Source organism: Petrotoga sp. DB-2 (assembly GCF_054051725.1).
The window spans coordinates 24,975-41,872 of the sequence record NZ_JBSVZD010000002.1; the positions used below are offsets into that span (position 1 = coordinate 24,975).

Annotated in this window: 18 protein-coding genes and 1 riboswitch; all 18 genes read left to right on the forward strand. The window is 33.8% G+C overall.

The window, feature by feature from the left end; genetic code table 11:
- Positions 1-12 precede the first annotated feature (12 nt).
- The 18 genes from ispG to purF all read left to right on the forward strand — a co-directional run bounded on the left by ispG (position 13) and on the right by purF (position 16,712).
- Positions 13-1,062, forward strand: coding sequence for a flavodoxin-dependent (E)-4-hydroxy-3-methylbut-2-enyl-diphosphate synthase (gene ispG / locus ACW9JY_RS01155; RefSeq protein ID WP_103076904.1), 1,050 nt, complete (start codon positions 13-15; stop codon positions 1,060-1,062).
- Between the two features lie 17 nt (positions 1,063-1,079).
- Positions 1,080-1,550, forward strand: a complete 471-nt coding sequence (locus ACW9JY_RS01160; RefSeq protein WP_103076905.1) for a YaaR family protein — start codon at positions 1,080-1,082, stop codon at positions 1,548-1,550.
- A 24-nt stretch (positions 1,551-1,574) separates the two neighbouring features.
- On the forward strand, positions 1,575-2,615 hold the full coding sequence (locus ACW9JY_RS01165; protein ID WP_457283056.1) for a hypothetical protein: 1,041 nt from the start codon (positions 1,575-1,577) through the stop codon (positions 2,613-2,615).
- A gap of 21 nt (positions 2,616-2,636) precedes the next feature.
- On the forward strand, positions 2,637-3,473 hold the full coding sequence (locus ACW9JY_RS01170) for a PSP1 domain-containing protein (protein ID WP_457283057.1): 837 nt from the start codon (positions 2,637-2,639) through the stop codon (positions 3,471-3,473).
- Positions 3,474-3,477: 4 nt separating this feature from the next.
- A complete protein-coding gene (locus ACW9JY_RS01175) occupies positions 3,478-3,687 on the forward strand; it encodes a DUF2905 domain-containing protein (protein ID WP_457283058.1) in 210 nt (69 codons plus the stop codon).
- 32 nt (positions 3,688-3,719) lie between these two features.
- Positions 3,720-5,615 carry a transketolase gene (locus ACW9JY_RS01180; protein ID WP_457283059.1) on the forward strand — a complete coding sequence of 632 codons (1,896 nt, stop codon included), beginning with the start codon at positions 3,720-3,722 and terminating at the stop codon, positions 5,613-5,615.
- Positions 5,612-6,373, forward strand: coding sequence for a ribonuclease III (rnc, locus tag ACW9JY_RS01185; RefSeq protein WP_457283060.1), 762 nt, complete (start codon positions 5,612-5,614; stop codon positions 6,371-6,373). Before ACW9JY_RS01180 ends, rnc begins: the two co-directional genes overlap by 4 nt.
- A complete protein-coding gene (locus ACW9JY_RS01190; RefSeq protein WP_457283061.1) occupies positions 6,357-7,235 on the forward strand; it encodes a radical SAM protein in 879 nt (292 codons plus the stop codon). Before rnc ends, ACW9JY_RS01190 begins: the two co-directional genes overlap by 17 nt.
- A 42-nt stretch (positions 7,236-7,277) precedes the next feature.
- Positions 7,278-8,240, forward strand: coding sequence for a radical SAM protein (locus ACW9JY_RS01195; RefSeq protein WP_457283062.1), 963 nt, complete (start codon positions 7,278-7,280; stop codon positions 8,238-8,240).
- 29 nt (positions 8,241-8,269) lie between these two features.
- Entirely contained in the window at positions 8,270-9,907 is a 1,638-nt protein-coding gene (locus ACW9JY_RS01200; protein ID WP_457283063.1) for a PAS domain S-box protein, read from the forward strand.
- A gap of 28 nt (positions 9,908-9,935) precedes the next feature.
- Positions 9,936-10,388, forward strand: a complete 453-nt coding sequence (gene fliJ, locus ACW9JY_RS01205) for a flagellar export protein FliJ (RefSeq protein ID WP_457283064.1) — start codon at positions 9,936-9,938, stop codon at positions 10,386-10,388.
- On the forward strand, positions 10,381-10,833 hold the full coding sequence (locus tag ACW9JY_RS01210) for an arsenate reductase ArsC (RefSeq protein ID WP_457283065.1): 453 nt from the start codon (positions 10,381-10,383) through the stop codon (positions 10,831-10,833). The genes fliJ and ACW9JY_RS01210 overlap by 8 nt, the downstream gene beginning before the upstream one ends.
- Positions 10,834-10,916: 83 nt before the next feature.
- Positions 10,917-11,018: riboswitch (purine riboswitch) on the forward strand.
- An 80-nt stretch (positions 11,019-11,098) separates the two neighbouring features.
- Positions 11,099-11,518 carry a 5-(carboxyamino)imidazole ribonucleotide mutase gene (locus tag ACW9JY_RS01215; protein ID WP_103076924.1) on the forward strand — a complete coding sequence of 140 codons (420 nt, stop codon included), beginning with the start codon at positions 11,099-11,101 and terminating at the stop codon, positions 11,516-11,518.
- Positions 11,508-12,224: a phosphoribosylaminoimidazolesuccinocarboxamide synthase gene (gene purC / locus ACW9JY_RS01220; protein ID WP_457283066.1), complete on the forward strand. Its 717-nt coding sequence runs from the start codon at positions 11,508-11,510 to the stop codon at positions 12,222-12,224. The genes ACW9JY_RS01215 and purC overlap by 11 nt, the downstream gene beginning before the upstream one ends.
- Entirely contained in the window at positions 12,221-12,490 is a 270-nt protein-coding gene (gene purS / locus ACW9JY_RS01225; RefSeq protein ID WP_103076917.1) for a phosphoribosylformylglycinamidine synthase subunit PurS, read from the forward strand. The genes purC and purS overlap by 4 nt, the downstream gene beginning before the upstream one ends.
- 5 nt (positions 12,491-12,495) lie before the next feature.
- Complete coding sequence (gene purQ / locus ACW9JY_RS01230; protein WP_457283067.1) at positions 12,496-13,182, forward strand: phosphoribosylformylglycinamidine synthase subunit PurQ; 687 nt, start codon at positions 12,496-12,498, stop codon at positions 13,180-13,182.
- Entirely contained in the window at positions 13,160-15,343 is a 2,184-nt protein-coding gene (gene purL / locus ACW9JY_RS01235) for a phosphoribosylformylglycinamidine synthase subunit PurL (RefSeq protein WP_457283068.1), read from the forward strand. The genes purQ and purL overlap by 23 nt, the downstream gene beginning before the upstream one ends.
- A gap of 4 nt (positions 15,344-15,347) precedes the next feature.
- The gene (purF, locus tag ACW9JY_RS01240) at positions 15,348-16,712 is read left to right on the forward strand and encodes an amidophosphoribosyltransferase (protein WP_457283069.1); all 1,365 of its coding nucleotides are present in this window, start codon (positions 15,348-15,350) and stop codon (positions 16,710-16,712) included.
- The last annotated feature ends 186 nt before the right edge of the window (positions 16,713-16,898 follow it).

Here is a 16,898-nt window from a genome sequence, read left to right on the forward strand (position 1 = left end):
GAGGTGTTCTAAATGTTCTCACAAAAAGTAGTGAATGTTGGTGGAGTTAAAATTGGTGGGAAGCACCCCATCGTTATTCAAAGTATGACGAATACAGATACAACAAATGTTGAGGAAACTCTGTTGCAAATTGAACGATTAAAAAACTCTGGTGCTCAGATTGTAAGGGTGTCAGTGAGAAGCAAGGATGACATTCAACCTTTTAGTGAAATTGTAAAAAAGGCTCAAGTCCCTTTAGTTGCAGATATTCATTTTGATTACAGAATAGCGATAGAATCTATTAAAGCCGGTGCCTCGAAAGTTAGAATAAACCCAGGCAATATTGGCTCAGATGTTAAAATACGAGAAATAGTTAAAGTTGCTAAGGATTATAACGTCCCAATAAGAGTAGGTTCGAATTCTGGCTCGATCGCTAAAGAATTTTCTAATTTACCTAGACATAAAGCATTGGCTGAAAGTGCTTTAAAAGAAGTTAGATTATTAGAAAAAGAAGGTTTTTACGATATCGTGGTTTCTGTCAAATCAGTTGATGCAAAAGAAACCTTCGTAGCCAATCAATATCTTTCTCGGTTGATACCTTATCCTTTTCATATAGGGGTTACTGAAGCGGGTGTTTTTGAAGACGCTGTTATATTGTCTTCAGCAGGTTTGGGTTCTTTACTTATAAACGACATAGGAGATACCATTAGAATATCCATAAGTGGGGATCCGGTCAGAGAAGTTGAATTGGCAAAAAATTTGTTAATAGCCTTAGGTTTAAGAACTGGGGTAAGAGTTATAGCCTGTCCAACTTGTGCAAGGGCAGAGATTGATGTTGAAAGGTTAGCTTACGAGGTAAAAAAAATGTTAAAAGACAAAGAGGTTAAAAAAAATATTACCGTTGCGGTTATGGGATGTGTGGTTAACGGCCCTGGCGAAGCTAAGCATTCTGATATTGCTATAGTTGGGACCAAAAATTCATCAGCGGCTATTTTCCTTAAAGGAGAACTTTTCGGGACCTTTAAGAGAAGTGAGATAAAAGAGAAACTTTTTGAAATTATAGAAGAGGTTCAGAATTCTTAATTGAAGAAGGGAAAATTATGGAGATAGATCCTATCACCCAAAAAAAAACGGATAAAGAGTTGAAAAAAAGGAAGATAAAAAAATCAAAAGATCAAGATGTTACTGCTTCTGAAGTAAAAGAAAAAGAAGGTTTTTTTGATATACTAGTTGATACGAATATAAAAATCAGCGAGAGTGAGCTAAGGAGTTTGATTGATAATATTCTTAAATTAGGAAACAACTTTGTGAAATCTCCAACTCAATCTAATCTAAGAGAGTACAGAAATTCTATCAAAGATTTCCTTAAAAGATTAGAAAAACATTGGTATGTGATAAAAAACGATCTTGATTTTAAAAACGCAACACCTCAACTACATATGGTCGCAGAAGTAGTTGATGACAAACTAATGGAATTGACTGATATGATTTTAAAAAGAGAGAAAAATACATTATTATACGCATCAAAAATTGAAGAAATAAACGGATTGGTTTTAGATTTGTACAAATAATAAGTAGTATAGAAGGTGCTTCTTTTGCATAATTCATTCTTTTATGATACAATAGAGAAAATTCAATCAAAAATAGATGATATAAAAGCCAGTTCCTTGTGTTTTGTTTGTGAAGATAATTTCATTTTAAATAATTTTAGAGATGATCTATTAAATTCGGTTTCGGATTTCAATAAGTTGGATACCTTAATTATAAAACCTAGTGGTGGAAATATTAAGATAGAGCAAATTAGGGATGTGGAAGAGTTTTTAATGTATAAACCTAACTATGCAAAGGTGAAGGTTGTTTTTTTTGAGGATATTGATAGATTGAATATAGAAGCAGCAAATGCTGCGCTCAAATTAATTGAAGAACCTCCTGAATACGCTTTGGTATTTGGAACAACTACGAGATGGAATTATTTGTTACCTACCATAAAAAGTCGTTTTATAAGGTTTGATCTTTCTATTCCTTTAGTTTTAATTAAGGATATCAATACCAAATATAAGGAAACTGCAATTTATTTCAATTTTTTTCGACATTATGATTCAGGGGTTCTATTGTTTCTGAATGATGAAAATACTGATATATCTCGGATTAAAGATGAGGTAGGACGGATAGTCAATTTTTCATTCAACGATGTTGATGAATTATTAAATAATTTCAAATTGCCACTTGATTTGCCAGAGAACAAACTCAAATTTGCTCTTTCTTATTATAAATTGTGGAATATATTAATAAATTTAAACGATAAAGAGTTCTTTTATCTAATAAAAGATATTTCCCAAATAAAAAATGATGTAGAAAATTTAACTTTTTTACGTAATATATCCACCTTAAGTACGATTCTTTTGAGAGATGCGATGGTTTTTTTGAATTCTTCCAAGTGGAAATTTTTTTGGAATAATTCGCTTGTTTATTTCTTTGGATTAAACGAACATATCCTTAATCTAGAGCAACTTAAAGACACTGTCTCATATCTGAATAGGATGTCTACGATGAGATTAGCTAACTTTAATTTTGAAATGGAAATATTTACTCATTTTTTTAGAATTAATAGATGCTTTATTAAAACAATTAAATAACAACAATGGGAGTGAAACCTTTTGATAGATCTAAAAGCTGAAGTTTATGGGGTAGAGTTGGAAAAATTAGGTCCCATTCATTATTATAATTATTTAGGAATTGAAAAAATTAATATATTTGATTATGTATTGGTTCAAACAGAAAACGGAATAGAAGTTGGAAGAGTTGTAATCGGGCCTGTTACTATGAGGTTTGAAGAAATTGGTTATGAACCTAACTCAATAATTAGAAAGGTTTCAGACGAAGACAAAAAACAAGTAGAAGAAAACGTTCAAAAAGCTGAAGAAGTTGCACAATATGCAAAACAAATGGTTAGGGAATTAGGGTTAAAAATGAGAATTCTTGATGCAGATTTTACTTTCGATAGATCAAAATTAGTAATTTACTTTGGTTCCGATGTCAGAATAGATTTTAGAGAATTGGTAAAGATATTAGCTAAAAGGTACAAAACAAGAATCGAACTTAAACAGGTAGGAGCTAGAGATGAAGTAAAGATGATAGGATCAATTGGTTTATGTGGGCAAGAAGCTTGTTGTAGTAGATTTTTAAGAGATTTTTCTTCTATAAAGATGGAGCTAGCTAAAACCCAACAAATGATGATCAACACCGCAAAAATCTCAGGCAGATGCGGAAAACTACTTTGCTGTTTGAAATATGAGAATGATTTTTACAAAGAGGTCCTTAAAAATGTTCCCAATGAGAATACTACAATAGAATACGATGGAAAGCCAGCCAGAGTTGTAACGGTCAACGTGTTCTTAAAGGAAGTTTCACTACAAGTAATAGAAGAAAATCAACCAATCTTAATCAAAGTTCCTTTTTCCTATTTCAACAATAGTAACTCTCAAAATGGGTGATCATATGAGAACACTAGCGGCTATATTCATAACAATAGGCATTTTGTTTGTAATAATAGGGTTGATGTTCGCTTTTAATATAAAACTTGGAAGACTCCCCGGAGATATAATAATAAAAAGAGAAAATTTTGTTTTATATATTCCTATTACAACCATGCTTATTGTAAGTGGGTTAGTTACATTGTTATCAATTATCATTCGAAGATTTTTCTAATACTAGTTCTAAATTCTTTGGAGGTGGATTCATTGAAAAAAAGTTTAAAAGAGCTAAAAAGCTTGTCATCAGTCGCCAGAGGAGATATATTGAAGATGACTACTGTGGCTAATTCTGGTCATCCCGCAGGATCTATGTCTTCAATTGACATGTTTTTATCGGTATTGAATAGGGCAAATATATTTCCGGAAGATCCTTTCAATCCAGATAGAGATAGGATTGTGGTTAGTCATGGTCACACTTCCCCTGGTTTTTATGTGGCTTTAGCAAGGATGGGCTTTATTGACATTGAAGAAGTTATTTCAGGATTCAGATATGCCGGCAGTATATTTGAAGGGCATGTTACCCGTGGGATACCAGGTGTCGAGTGGTCAACAGGGAATTTAGGTCAAGGTTTATCAGCTGGGATAGGAATGGCTTTGGCAGCAAAGAAGAGGAAAAAAGACTATAGAGTTTACGTTTTTAGTAGTGATGGAGAAAGTTCAAAAGGTCAAATTGCTGAAGCTAGAAGAACTGCGATAAAAGAAGGCCTAAATAACCTAATTGTATTACTTGATTACAACGATATTCAAATATCTGGAAGAGCTAGAGATATATTATCCGTAAATATAGTTGGAGAATATGAAGCAGCTGGTTGGAATGTAATAGAAATTGATGGTCACAATTTCGAGCAGATCAATAAGGCATTAGAAGTAGCTGAAAATGAGCCGCTAAGGCCAACTGTGATTGTAGCAAAAACGATTATAGGAAAAGGGGTTTCTTTTATGGAAAACACCCCAACCTATCACGGTAAAGCACTCACTAAAGAACAGTTAAATAAGGCTTTAGAAGAATTAGGTTTAGAAAACGATGTGGAAAAGTACATTGAAAAAAGAAAAAATATGGCTTTATCTAGGGAAAAAATAAATTATCCAAATATTGAATTGAAGGTTGAAACCGGACAACCCATAGTGTATGAGAAGGGAGAAAAGGTGGCTAATCGTAACGCCTTTGGGAATGCTATTGCTGATCTCGCAAAACTGAATATGGCTAACTTTCCAGTAGTTGCGATCGATTGTGATTTGAAACCATCCGTTAAATTGGAAAAATTTGAAAAAGTCAATCCTGAGGGTTACATTCAAATTGGTATTGAGGAACATAACGCTGCTACCATTGGGGGTGCGTTATCTGTTAATGGAGTCTTGACTTTTTTTTCTGATTTTGGGGTTTTTGGTTTAGACGAGACATTTAATCAACAAAGATTAAACGATATTAATCACACTAATTTGAAAACCGTTGTCACCCACTGTGGTATCGATGTTGGAGAAGATGGTAAGACCCATCATGAAGTCAATTATATTGGGATAGTCAGAAGTTTATACCATACTAAACTGATCGTACCTTGTGATGCCAATCAAACTGATAAAACGATTAGATATGCTGCAAAAGTTCCTGGTAACTTTGTAATTGCTATGGGAAGATCTAGCTTGCCAATCTTGTTAGATGAAGTGGGTAACGTTTATTACGATAACGATTATAACTTTGAGTATGGGAAGTTGGATGTTTTTAGAAAAGGTAAAGATCTAACAGTATTCACGTACGGAAGTTTTGCTCATTTGGCGGTGGAAGCAGCTGATAAGTTGAAAGAAGAAGATATTCATATTACAGTTATTGGTGTACCAACTCCTTTAGATTTCGATCTTACTGATGTTAAAGAATACGTAGACAATAATATTGTATTAACTTTAGAAGATCACAACGTAGAAAATGGTTTGTCAAATGAACTGTCAAAAGCTATGATCAGAAATTCTTTGAAACCTTCTTATTTTGAACCTATGGGATTAAAAGAATATGCTCCGTCTGGAACGATTAAAGATTTGCTAAAAGTTCTTGGATTTGACGTAGACTCATTGGTAAAAAAGATGAAAGGATTAATTGAAAACAAATGAAGTATGAGGGTAATTTAAAATTGACTTTGCAAGAGGAACAAACAGTAAAAAAAGCAAAAAAGGAGCTCCTACTGCCACCATGTGTGAAAGAAAGCTTATTGTTTGAAGCGTTGTGTCATAAATCATACGTTTTCGATAGCGAAAATATTCAAAGAAAACTTGATTCTAATGAAAGATTAGAATTTCTCGGAGATGCTGTTTTGGAGTTAGTTATCTCCGAGTTTCTTTACAATAATTATTACCTTTCCGAAGGAGAAATGTCAAAGGCGAGGGCTATTATAGGAAGCGAAGTTATTTTAGCAGAAGTTGCTTTGAAGTTGGGATTAGATGATTTTATTTTTTTAAGTAAAGGTGAAGACAAACAAGGTGGGCGAAGAAAAAAGTCAATTTTATCTGACGCTATGGAAGCACTATTTGCCGGTATATATATTAGCTGTGGTTATGAAAAGGTGAAAAAGTATATTATAAAAAACATGAAAGAATACATTGAGAACGCTGTTGAAGGGAATATTTTTCTCGATTATAAAACGAAGTTACAAGAACTAACTCAAGAAAAAACAAAAAAATTGCCTGAATATGTGTTATTAAGTGCTTCTGGACCATCACATATGAAAAGATACAAGGTGGCAGTTAAATTAGATGATGAGATACTTGGAATAGGTGAAGGCTTTTCAAAAAAATTTGCCGAACAATTAGCAGCAAAAATCGCCTGTGAGAAGTTTTTGAACTCTACTGGCGGGAATGATAGAGTTGATTAAAGACATTGAATTTGTTATATTAAAGAACACCTCTTCAGTATCATTAACGGGAAATTATTGTTATCTGAACTGTAAACATTGTGGTGGCCATTATCTAAATAATATGGCCCGAGTAAAGGATATGGAAAATTTAGTAAAAAAAGGGTTCACTTCTTTTTTAATTAGTGGTGGATTATTGGCTGATAGAAAGGTTCCACTTACTATTTTTGCGGATACACTATATACTCTAAAAACCAAATACAATTTGAAATACAACGTACATACAGGCTACGTGGATGAAAAAGATATCCATGTTTTAAAAGAGATCGCGGATACCGTATCTTTTGACCTAGTTGGAGATCAGCAAACTGTTAGAGAGGTTTATGGGAAATTTGATTATGATAAGATGTGGGCTTCTTTCGAATTACTCGTAAATAATGATTTTGTCGTTAAACCACATATTACCATAGGCTTGAATAAAGGAGAATTCTCTCATGAACAAAAAGCAATTGAAAAATTAAAGAAATTTGCAGATCAAATAGATGAAATAATATTTTTAGTTTTTATACCCACCGTTGGAACTGAATTCTATTCTTATCAACCTCCAAAAGTCACTGACGTTGTTTCTTTTCTTTCAAAAGTAAGAAAGGATTTTTCTTATAAAAAGTTAACTCTAGGTTGTATGCATCCTAAAGGGAAATATAGAGAAGAGCTACAAACCAAGCTTTTGGGTATTGTAAATAAAATTGTTCAACCTATCGGCAAAGTTATAGAAAAAGCCGAAAGAGAAAATTTCCAGATTAGCTATAGTTACGAATGTTGTGCGTTCTCTTCAAACTGTGAGGTGGGGAGCGGGTCGGAGGGGCGCTATATAAAGTTTTAGAGTTTCTAAAAGGCTGTATGATGAGTGGAGGTATATTATAAAATGGAAATTCTACCTTCGTACATGAAGTTATATGAATCAGGTGAACTTCATAAAAGACGTGATTATTTGATCAAACGCTTAGAAGAATGTGATCTGTGCCCTCGAAAGTGTAAAGTAAATAGGCTAAAAAATATGGGATCTTGTAGGGTAGGGAATGAAATAAAAATTTCCGAATATGTTCTTTATCCGGGAGAAGAGCCCGTATTGAAAGGAGAAAATGGTGCAGGTGGTGTTTTCTTCAGCAATTGCACGATGAGATGTGTGTACTGTCAGAATTTCAATTTCAGTCAATTGGGTTTCGGAAAGAAGATTTCTACTGAAGAGTTAGGAGAAATTTTCTTAAAATTGCAGAATGAAATGAAGGCCGCTAATTTAGATTTGGTAACTGCAACTCCATACTTACCTTTTATTTTTGATGCTTTAATATATGCAATAGAACGAGGATTTCGATTACCCATAGTGTGGAATACTTCTTCTTATGAAAGTATAGAAACTTTAAAGTTAATGGAAAATGTCGTTGATATATATTTGGCTGATATAAGGTATACTAGTAATATCGTTGGTAAACGGTATTCGGGAGTAAAGGATTACTGGAGTAATGCCCAAATAGCTATTAAAGAGATGTATCGTCAAGTTGGTGAAACTTTTCTATTAGATGAAAAGTCTAATATTTTGAAAAGAGGAATAATAATTCGTATTCTCGTTTTACCAAATTTAATAAACCAGGCGAAAGAAGCCTTAAAATTCTTAAAGTATGAAATTTCCAAAAAGATACATGTCAGTTTAATGGACCAGTACGTCCCAGTTTATAAGGCTAAAAATTATGAAAAGTTATCAAGATATTTATACAAATCGGAATATCAGGAAGTAGTCGACTATTTGTATGAATTAGGGTTTGAGAATGGTTGGATTCAGACTCACAAGTTAAAAGAAGATAATGAAGTTTACTCAAGTTTGAAATAAACATTTGCACCTAGCAGAGGGGTGATTTTATGAAAGAAATGGAACTGATGAGGTACGTTCTTGATCAGTCACAAGACGGAGTGATGATAATAGATGAAAGGGAAAGGATTCTTTACATAAATGACTCGGCCTGTAGAATTTTAGGGGTTGATAAAGAAAAAATAATTGAGCAAAATATAGTTGAAAATGTCCCAAATACAAGATTGCATATTGTTTTGAGAACTGGGGAACCAGAATACGACAAATTGCAAAGTTTAGGAGATAAAGTAATTTTAACTTCCCGTATCCCTATAAAAAATGATAACAATGAAACTATCGCAGTTGCGGCTGTTTTTAGAGATATTACTACATTACAAAAGTTAGCCGAAGAGATCACTAATTTAAGAGAAATGGAAGCCCTCTTAAGTTCCATAATTGATTCTACTTCCGATGCCATTTCTGTAGCTGATCAAGAAGGTCGTGTGACTATGGTCAACAGAGCTTATACAAAAATCACTGGACTAACACCGAGAGAGGTTATTGGTAAACCTGCTACTATAGATTTGGCAGAAGGTGAAAGTTTACATATTCAATGTGCAAAAGAGAAAAAGCCTATATACAATGTAAAAAAAAGGTTAGCTACGAACAAAAAAGAAGTAGTAGCAAGCGTCACCCCACTTTTTGTTAAGAATGAATTCAAGGGAAGTGTCGCCGTTATTCACGATATTTCCGAGATTCAAAGATTGATAAACGAACTTGAAGCGACAAAAAGGATGTTAAAAAAAGAGAGTGCTACACACACCTTTGATGATTTGGTGGTTAAATCTGAAATTATGAAAGATGTAGTAGCTCAAGCAAGTAAAATAGCGTCAGTAGACGTGAACCTTTTATTAATAGGTGAATTCGGAGTAGGGAAAGAGGTACTAGCACAAGCTATTCATAACGCAAGTGCGAGGAAAGAGGGACCGTATCTCAAATTAAACTTTTCTTTGATCCCAAGAGAAAGACAAGAAGAGTACCTTTTTGGGGAAAATAGTTATCTGGTACAGGCGAATAAAGGGACCCTTTTTTTAGAAAATATAGATCTGATGGATATTGAAATGCAGAGAAAACTTTTAGCCTTTCTTAAAGACAATGTTTTCGATACGAATTATTACGATTTTATTCCCGATGTTAGGTTCATCTTTTCTACAACCGAAGATTTAAAGGTTCTTTCTAGTTTGGGGAAATTTTCTAAAGAGCTTTTATACAAAATTTCAGTAGTAAATATCGAAGTTCCACCATTAAGAGAAAGAAAGGAAGACATACCTGAGCTGGCTCTGCAGTTACTACATAGTTTAAATAGAAAGTATGGAAGAATAGTTTATGGATTTACTGAAGATGCCTTGAATAAATTGATGAATTATTCGTGGCCAGGGAACATAAGAGAATTGGAGAATGTAATCGACCGGGCCATGTTGGCAATGGATAACAGTGATTCCTTAGTTACTTCCACACACATTCCCGATTTGGTAGAAAAGGTAGAAGAAGTTACAGGAACGCTTAAAGAGATGACTGAAGATTTTGAGAAGAAGGTAATTATGGAAGTACTGGAAGCAAGCCACGGTAATAAAACAGAAGTTGCCCGAAAATTAGGCTTAACCGTTAGGAACCTTTATTATAAGCTGGATAGATACGGTATCAAGTAAAGTTTTAATGTGAACAGGGGGATGAATATTGAAATTTGAATTTCGGCTAGAGCGATTGAAAGATCTAAAAAAAATTTTAGAAGATAATGCAAGAATAGAATTGGGTAAAAAAAGCAAACAAAGGCAGTTAGTTGAAGACGAAATTAATCAGATCAGTAATAAGATCGATACCTTTTCAACAGAATTTATAAAAGAGGTAAAAGATACTATCTCAATTACTAAACTTTCAAATATGATAGAGTATAAAAATTATTTAAATGAACAATTATCACTTCTACACTCTGTACTACAAGAGAAGTTAGAAGAAGAAGAAATTGCAAGGCAGAATTATTTAAAGGCCAAAAACGAAAAAGATATTCTTCAAAAACTTAAAGATAAAAGATTTGACGATTTTAAAATTCAGGAAAAGAGAGCCGATATAAAAGAATTAGATGAAATTGCTAGATTAAACCATCATCCAGGGGAGGAGAATTATGAATAAAATCAAAGTTTTGTTCTTGTGTTCGAGAAATTCTGCAAGAAGTCAGATGGCACAGGCATTTTTGAAGAAATACGGAGATGATAAGTTCGAGGCTTTTAGCGCTGGATTAGAAGCAAGTGAAATTCATCCTTTGACTATAAAAGTCATGGAAGAAAAAGGGATATCTATGTCTGAACAATACTCAAAAAGTTTGGATATATACTTGAACGATAGATTTGGTTTTTTAATAACTGTCTGCTCCAAAGCAGAAAAAGAATGTCCTTTTTTCCCTGGCGTTAGTATAAGATTATATTGGCCTTTTGATGATCCAGCTGCTGTCCAAGGTTCTGAAGAAGAACAATTAGAAGTATTTCGAAAAGTAAGAGATCAAATAGAAAAAAAGGTAATCGATTTCGTGGAAAATACTGATAAATACTCCAATATAAAAGATAATTTTCGAGTGTAAATACTTTATTATATTTACTTTATTTTTCACAGAATTAACCTTCAGCTAAAGTTTGTTTGTTATAATGAATTCATAAAAAAATTAATAAAGAAGAAACCTCTTTCTGTATAATGCCGATAATATGGTTCGGCAGTTTCTACCGAACAGCCGTAAACTGTTTGACTACAGTAAGAGGGGTTAGAGATTTTTATATCAACATCCTACCTCTCTGCTGTACAAGAGGTAGGATTTTTTATTTTGATATTAAAAAAAAGGAGAGATAACTTTGAGTAAGAAAGTCCTTTTGATATCTGGAAGTCAATCAGATGAGATTTTTGTAAAGACTGCCATTGACCTCTTTGAAGAATGGAAAATGAGTTACGATTACAAAGTGTTTAGTGCTCACAGGAATTTAAAAGAGTTAACCAAATTTATTGAAGAACTTCCCACTAACGAGTATAGTGTCATAATAGCTGTCGCCGGTCTTTCTGCTGCCTTACCTGGTGTAATCGCTTCATTAACCAACCTCCCCGTTATTGGTGTTCCCAGAGATGTAGGTCCTTTAAATGGAATAGATGCATTACTTTCTATGGTACAGATGCCTAGTGGGGTGCCTGTTGCAACCATGGGAATTGGAAGTAGTGGAATGAAAAATGCAGCATACTTTGCAAAAAGGTTGATAGAAGGTGAAAAAGATGGAAGATAAGAAAAATTTTGAGCTTTTATACGAAGGGAAAGCCAAAAAAGTATACAAGTTCGATGAGAAGAAATTGTTGATAAGATTCAAAGACGATGTCACAGCGTTCAACGGATTAAAAAAAGATCAAATCCTTAACAAAGGTAAAATTAACAAAAAGATTTCCAAGTTCTTTTTTGAAATGCTGAATAATCAAGGTATAAATACCCATTACATAAACGATTATGATGAAACCTCTTTCGTTGCAAAATGGACGGATTTAATTCCCCTTGAAGTTATAATTAGAAATTACACCGCGGGCAGTTTTTGTAAAAGATATGGTGTGAAAAAAGGATTGATACTTGATTATCCTTTAGTTGAATTTTCTTTGAAAAATGACGAGTTAGGAGATCCCATGATCACAAAAGATGCTGTCCTTCTTTTGAAAATTACCACAGAAGACGTCTTAGATCAAATTATTTCCATTTCTAAAAAAGTCAACGATATTTTGAGTGATTATTTAAAATCTAAAGGAATTATTTTGGTGGATTTTAAATTAGAGTTCGGAATCAGTAAAAACGATAATAAAGTTACGTTGATAGATGAGATTTCACCTGATACATGCCGTTTTTGGGACGCAAATACTATGGAATCCCTTGACAAAGATGTGTATAGGGAAGAAAAGGGAGATCTACTAAACGCCTACGAAGTATTGCTTGGGAGGTTGGATATATGATTAAGGAGGAGCAGAAAACTTTCCGATTTGAAGTAAAAGTAAAGTTAAGAGAAGGAATTTTAGACCCTCAGGGAGCTGCTACTTTCAAGGTTTTAAGAAGGTTGAATTACAACGTTGAAAGTGTAAGATTTGGAAAAAGTATAGAATTAGACATAAAAGAAGATAGCTATGAAACAGCCAAAGATAAAGCTAAAGAAATAGCGTATAAAATTTTAACCAATCCTGTTTTAGAGGATTTTGAAATCATCGATTTGAATAGGAAGTGAACAGTGTGAGGAATGAGAATTCGTTAAAGGCTGGAATTATAGTTTTCCCTGGTTCAAATTGTGATAGAGATGCAAATTTTGCTTTGACGATTAACGGTTTTGATACGAAATATATATGGCATGATTTTAATCAATTATTGGATTTCGATTTAGTTTTTATTCCAGGAGGATTTTCCTATGGAGATTATTTAAGAGTGGGGGCATTAGCAAGATTTTCTCCAGTAATGAAATCTGTTGAGAAGTATATATTAAACAAAAGAGGATTGGTTTTAGGAGTTTGTAATGGTTTTCAGATATTAACAGAAGCAGGGATATTACCTGGGGTATTAACTGTCAACACGTCTCATAGATTCATATGTAAGGATGTTGAAGTTGAGGTCATAAATTATGATACGCCGTTTATTAATAACGTCCAAAAAAAGATTTTAACTTTACCTATAGCCCACAAGGAAGGCCGTTATATTATTAAAGATAACAAACTTAATCCTAAAAATATTGTATTAAAGTATAAAGAGAATCCCAACGGTTCATTTGATGATGTAGCAGGCATAATAAATGAAGAATACAATGTCTTTGGTTTAATGCCTCACCCAGAAAGAGCTTGTCATAGCGTATTAGGTAATGAGGATGGCAATTACATTTTTCAATCTATCAGGAGGTATTTGACTAGTGCAGAATCAATTAACAATTAAAGAGATAGCGTTGGAATTAGGTATTTCAGGTGAAGAATTTGATCTTATCGAAGAAAAGTTGGGGAGATTACCCAACGAATTTGAAACATACCTTTTTTCTGCCCAATGGTCTGAACATTGTGGTTACAAACATTCTAAACATTATCTAAAAAAAATTAATGAATCTTATGAAAGCGAAAATGCGGGATACGTTCAAATTGGAGGAAAATCTGTTGTTTTTAAGGTCGAAAGTCACAACCATCCCTCTGCTGTAGAACCTTATCAAGGGGCAGCCACTGGTATTGGTGGGATAGTTAGAGACATATTGGCTATGGGAGCAAGGCCCATAGCACTTTTAGATTCGCTGAAATTTGGTAATATTTCTGATCCAAAGGTGAAGAACATTTTCGAAGGTGTTGTTTCAGGTATAAGTGACTATGGAAATTCTATTGGTGTCCCAACGGTAGGTGGAGAGACTTCATTCAATGAAATATATTCAACAAACCCTTTGGTAAACGTGATGTGTATCGGTGTCGCTAACAAAAATCATTTGGCATCTTCCCACGCTGATGGACCTGATAAACTTCTTGTATATGTAGGATCTAAAACTGGACGTGATGGAATCCATGGGGCCTCTTTTGCATCAAAAAAATTGAGTGGAAAAGATGACAGACCTTCAGTCCAAGTTGGAGATCCCTTTACAGAAAAGAACCTAATCGAAGCGACACTTGAGATACTGAAAATAAAAGGGGTAAGGGCTTGTCAAGATATGGGAGCTGCCGGTGTTCTTAGCTCTACTTCTGAAATGGCTTATAAGGGTGGAGTTGGTTGTGAACTTTATTTAGATAATATACCGAAAAGGCAAGAGGATATAGAACCTTGGGAAATAATGCTTTCTGAATCTCAAGAGAGGATGCTTTTTTTGGTTAATCCTGGTACAGAGAAAAAAGTAGAAGACGTCTGTAATAAATACTTAATCGATTTTGCAATTATCGGAAGGACAATTTCTACCCCTCATTACGTTGTGAGAGAAAATAGTGAAGGCAAGGTTCTTGCTGATCTTCCAATAGAGATCTTAGTTAACGCCCCTGAATATTATAGAAACAATACCATTCCTTCAACTTATATATTGAACAAAGCAAAAAAATACCCAAGAACAAAGATAAAAGATATAGATAAAATATTAAAAATATTGTTATCAAGCCACAATATATCTAGTAAAAAATGGATATATCAACAGTATGATTTTAAAGTTGGGACAAATACAATATTGATACCAGAACAAGCCGATAGTGCGGTACTATGGTTAAAAAACACTCATAAGGCAATGGCTGTAACGATTGATAGCAACGAACTTTACACCTATTTAGATCCATTTGAGGGTACCAAGAACGTTGTATACGAAGCCGCTAGAAATCTGATCTCCGTGGGTGCAAAACCTTTAGCTATCACGGACAACCTTAATTTTGGTGATCCTGATGATCCCGAAGTATCCTGGCAATTTGAAAAAAGTATTGAAGGTTTAATTGAAGCTTCAAAAGAACTTTCTACCCCAGTGGTTAGTGGTAACGTTAGTTTTTACAATTCGTATTATGAAACATCAATTTTTCCTACGCCTGTGATCGGTATGATTGGGGAAATTAAAGATATAAAAAAAATAGTTAATTTAAAATTCAAGGATTGTGGTGATTTAGTATATTTAATTGGAAAAACAGATATCAATATTGATAAGATAGGTGGAAGTCTTTATTTAAAAGTTCTTGAAGCTTTTGTAGGTGGAGAAATCGACTTTGTAAATCCAATGTATGAAAGATATTTGCAAAACTTTATATTGGATCTAATAGAAAAAGGTATTTTAAAAAGTGTGCATGATGTATCAAAAGGAGGTTTGCTCACTGCTTTGGCGGTGTCCTGTATATTGAGTAATCGTGGTTTTAAAGGTATTTTAGATACTTCCATAGAAGAACTTTTCGGAGAGAATCAGGGTAGATTCATTGTATCTGTTAGTAGAAAAGATTCCTATACTTTTGAAGATATTGCTAAATCATCTAACATCAACGTTAAAAAATTGGGAGAGATAAAATCCAGTGATGAAGGAATTGATATCGGCAGCGTTTGTTTTGATTTAAGAGAGCTGAAAAACATTTATTTTGGTAGTATTTCAAAAAGTGTGGAGGAATAATTAAATGCTGATGGAAAATTGTGGTTTGTTTGCCGCATATTCAAAGAGTGAAAAGTACAACGTAAGTGGCAGAATTGTTGAAGGTCTTTTGGCACTTCAACATAGAGGCCAAGAATCTGCAGGGATCTCTGTATCAGATGGCACTAAGATTACAACTTATAAGGGTAAAGGCGTAGTCAATAGAGTTTTCGGGGGCGGTGTATCAAAAAAAATTAACGGTTATTTTGGGATTGGGCACGTAAGATATTCAACGAAAGGTCTCTCTAATTTCACAAATGCTCAACCGCTTACTATAAAATATAAAAATGAATTTTTTTCCATAGCACACAACGGTCAAATAGAAAATGGCCCTGAATTGAAAGAGAAATACGAAGAGCAAGGCTCCATATTTATGACAACTTCAGATACTGAACTTTTCCCCCATCTTTTAGTTAATAAACTAAAAGGATCTCCTTCAAGTTGGAAAAGTGAAGAAATGGGTAAGTTAATTGCTGAAAATATATCTCCTTCTTACTCTCTACTTTTCCTTTTCAAAGATAAAATTATCGCTTTTAGAGATCCTTTTGGATACAGGCCCTTAAGTATTTGTGAAACAGAAAATGGAATTTATGTAGCTTCAGAAGACAGCGCTTTCAAATTTTTCCCACTTAGAAACGCTAAAATTAGAGAAATAAAGCCCGGTGAATTAATTGAAATAAAGGAGGGAAAGATTAAAAGTCATGTAATATCTTCGAATAGTCCTAATAAGTTTTGCTTTTTTGAACATGTTTACTTCGCAAGGCCCGATTCAAATATATTTGGTGATAATGTGCACTTAATGCGTGAAAAATTAGGAGAGTTGTGTGCAAAAGAAAATCCTATCGATGCTGATATAGTCATTCCAGTAATGGATAGTGGCTTTTCTGCTGCTCTAGGATATTCAAAAGCATCTGGTATTCCGTTAGAAATGGGCCTAATGAGAAACAAGTATGTTGGAAGAACTTTTATCGACCCCGATTTGCAAGAAAGAAAGTTGGGAGTCAGACGTAAACTCTTACCGGTTAAAGAAGTAATAGATAACAAAAGAGTTATTTTAATTGATGATTCTATCGTCAGAGGAACAACGATGAAACATATAGTGAAGATGCTAAGGGAGAATGGCGCCAAACAAGTTCATATAGGAATAGCCTCTCCGATGGTAGTTAATACGTGTCATTGGGGGGTTGATATTCCTACGAAAGAAGAATTAATCTGCGCAACTAAAACGGTTGAAGAAATTAGAGAAATTCTTAATGCAGACTCTCTTAATTTTATTACTTTGGAGAATTTGCTTGCTTCTTTAGGTGAAAAGGGAAAGAATTATTGTTTTCACTGTTTTATAAAAGATTAAAGTTTTTAAAATGGGTGGGGAGCGGGATCAAGGGGCAAAATCCCCTTTTATCTTTTTGGGTGGGCTGCGGGGCGAAGGGGCGCTAACTAAGACTAGACAAGGCTTACAAGAAAACCATGCAAACAATTAATTCACTAAATATTTAGTTTTAAAAGGGTCACAGGGCGGAGCCCTCCACCCACCAGG

Excerpts from the sequence above, each read along its gene's own strand:
- ACW9JY_RS01160 (WP_103076905.1), top strand. The coding sequence starts at position 1,080 with ATGGAGATAGATCCTATCACCCAAAAAAAAACGGATAAAGAGTTGAAA.
- purS (WP_103076917.1), top strand. The coding sequence starts at position 12,221 with ATGATTAAGGAGGAGCAGAAAACTTTCCGATTTGAAGTAAAAGTAAAG.
- ACW9JY_RS01175 (WP_457283058.1), top strand. The coding sequence starts at position 3,478 with ATGAGAACACTAGCGGCTATATTCATAACAATAGGCATTTTGTTTGTA.
- ACW9JY_RS01195 (WP_457283062.1), top strand. The coding sequence starts at position 7,278 with ATGGAAATTCTACCTTCGTACATGAAGTTATATGAATCAGGTGAACTT.
- ispG (WP_103076904.1), top strand. The coding sequence starts at position 13 with ATGTTCTCACAAAAAGTAGTGAATGTTGGTGGAGTTAAAATTGGTGGG.
- purF (WP_457283069.1), top strand. The coding sequence starts at position 15,348 with ATGCTGATGGAAAATTGTGGTTTGTTTGCCGCATATTCAAAGAGTGAA.
- ACW9JY_RS01190 (WP_457283061.1), top strand. The coding sequence starts at position 6,357 with ATGATAGAGTTGATTAAAGACATTGAATTTGTTATATTAAAGAACACC.
- ACW9JY_RS01210 (WP_457283065.1), top strand. The coding sequence starts at position 10,381 with ATGAATAAAATCAAAGTTTTGTTCTTGTGTTCGAGAAATTCTGCAAGA.
- ACW9JY_RS01200 (WP_457283063.1), top strand. The coding sequence starts at position 8,270 with ATGAAAGAAATGGAACTGATGAGGTACGTTCTTGATCAGTCACAAGAC.
- rnc (WP_457283060.1), top strand. The coding sequence starts at position 5,612 with ATGAAGTATGAGGGTAATTTAAAATTGACTTTGCAAGAGGAACAAACA.
- purC (WP_457283066.1), top strand. The coding sequence starts at position 11,508 with ATGGAAGATAAGAAAAATTTTGAGCTTTTATACGAAGGGAAAGCCAAA.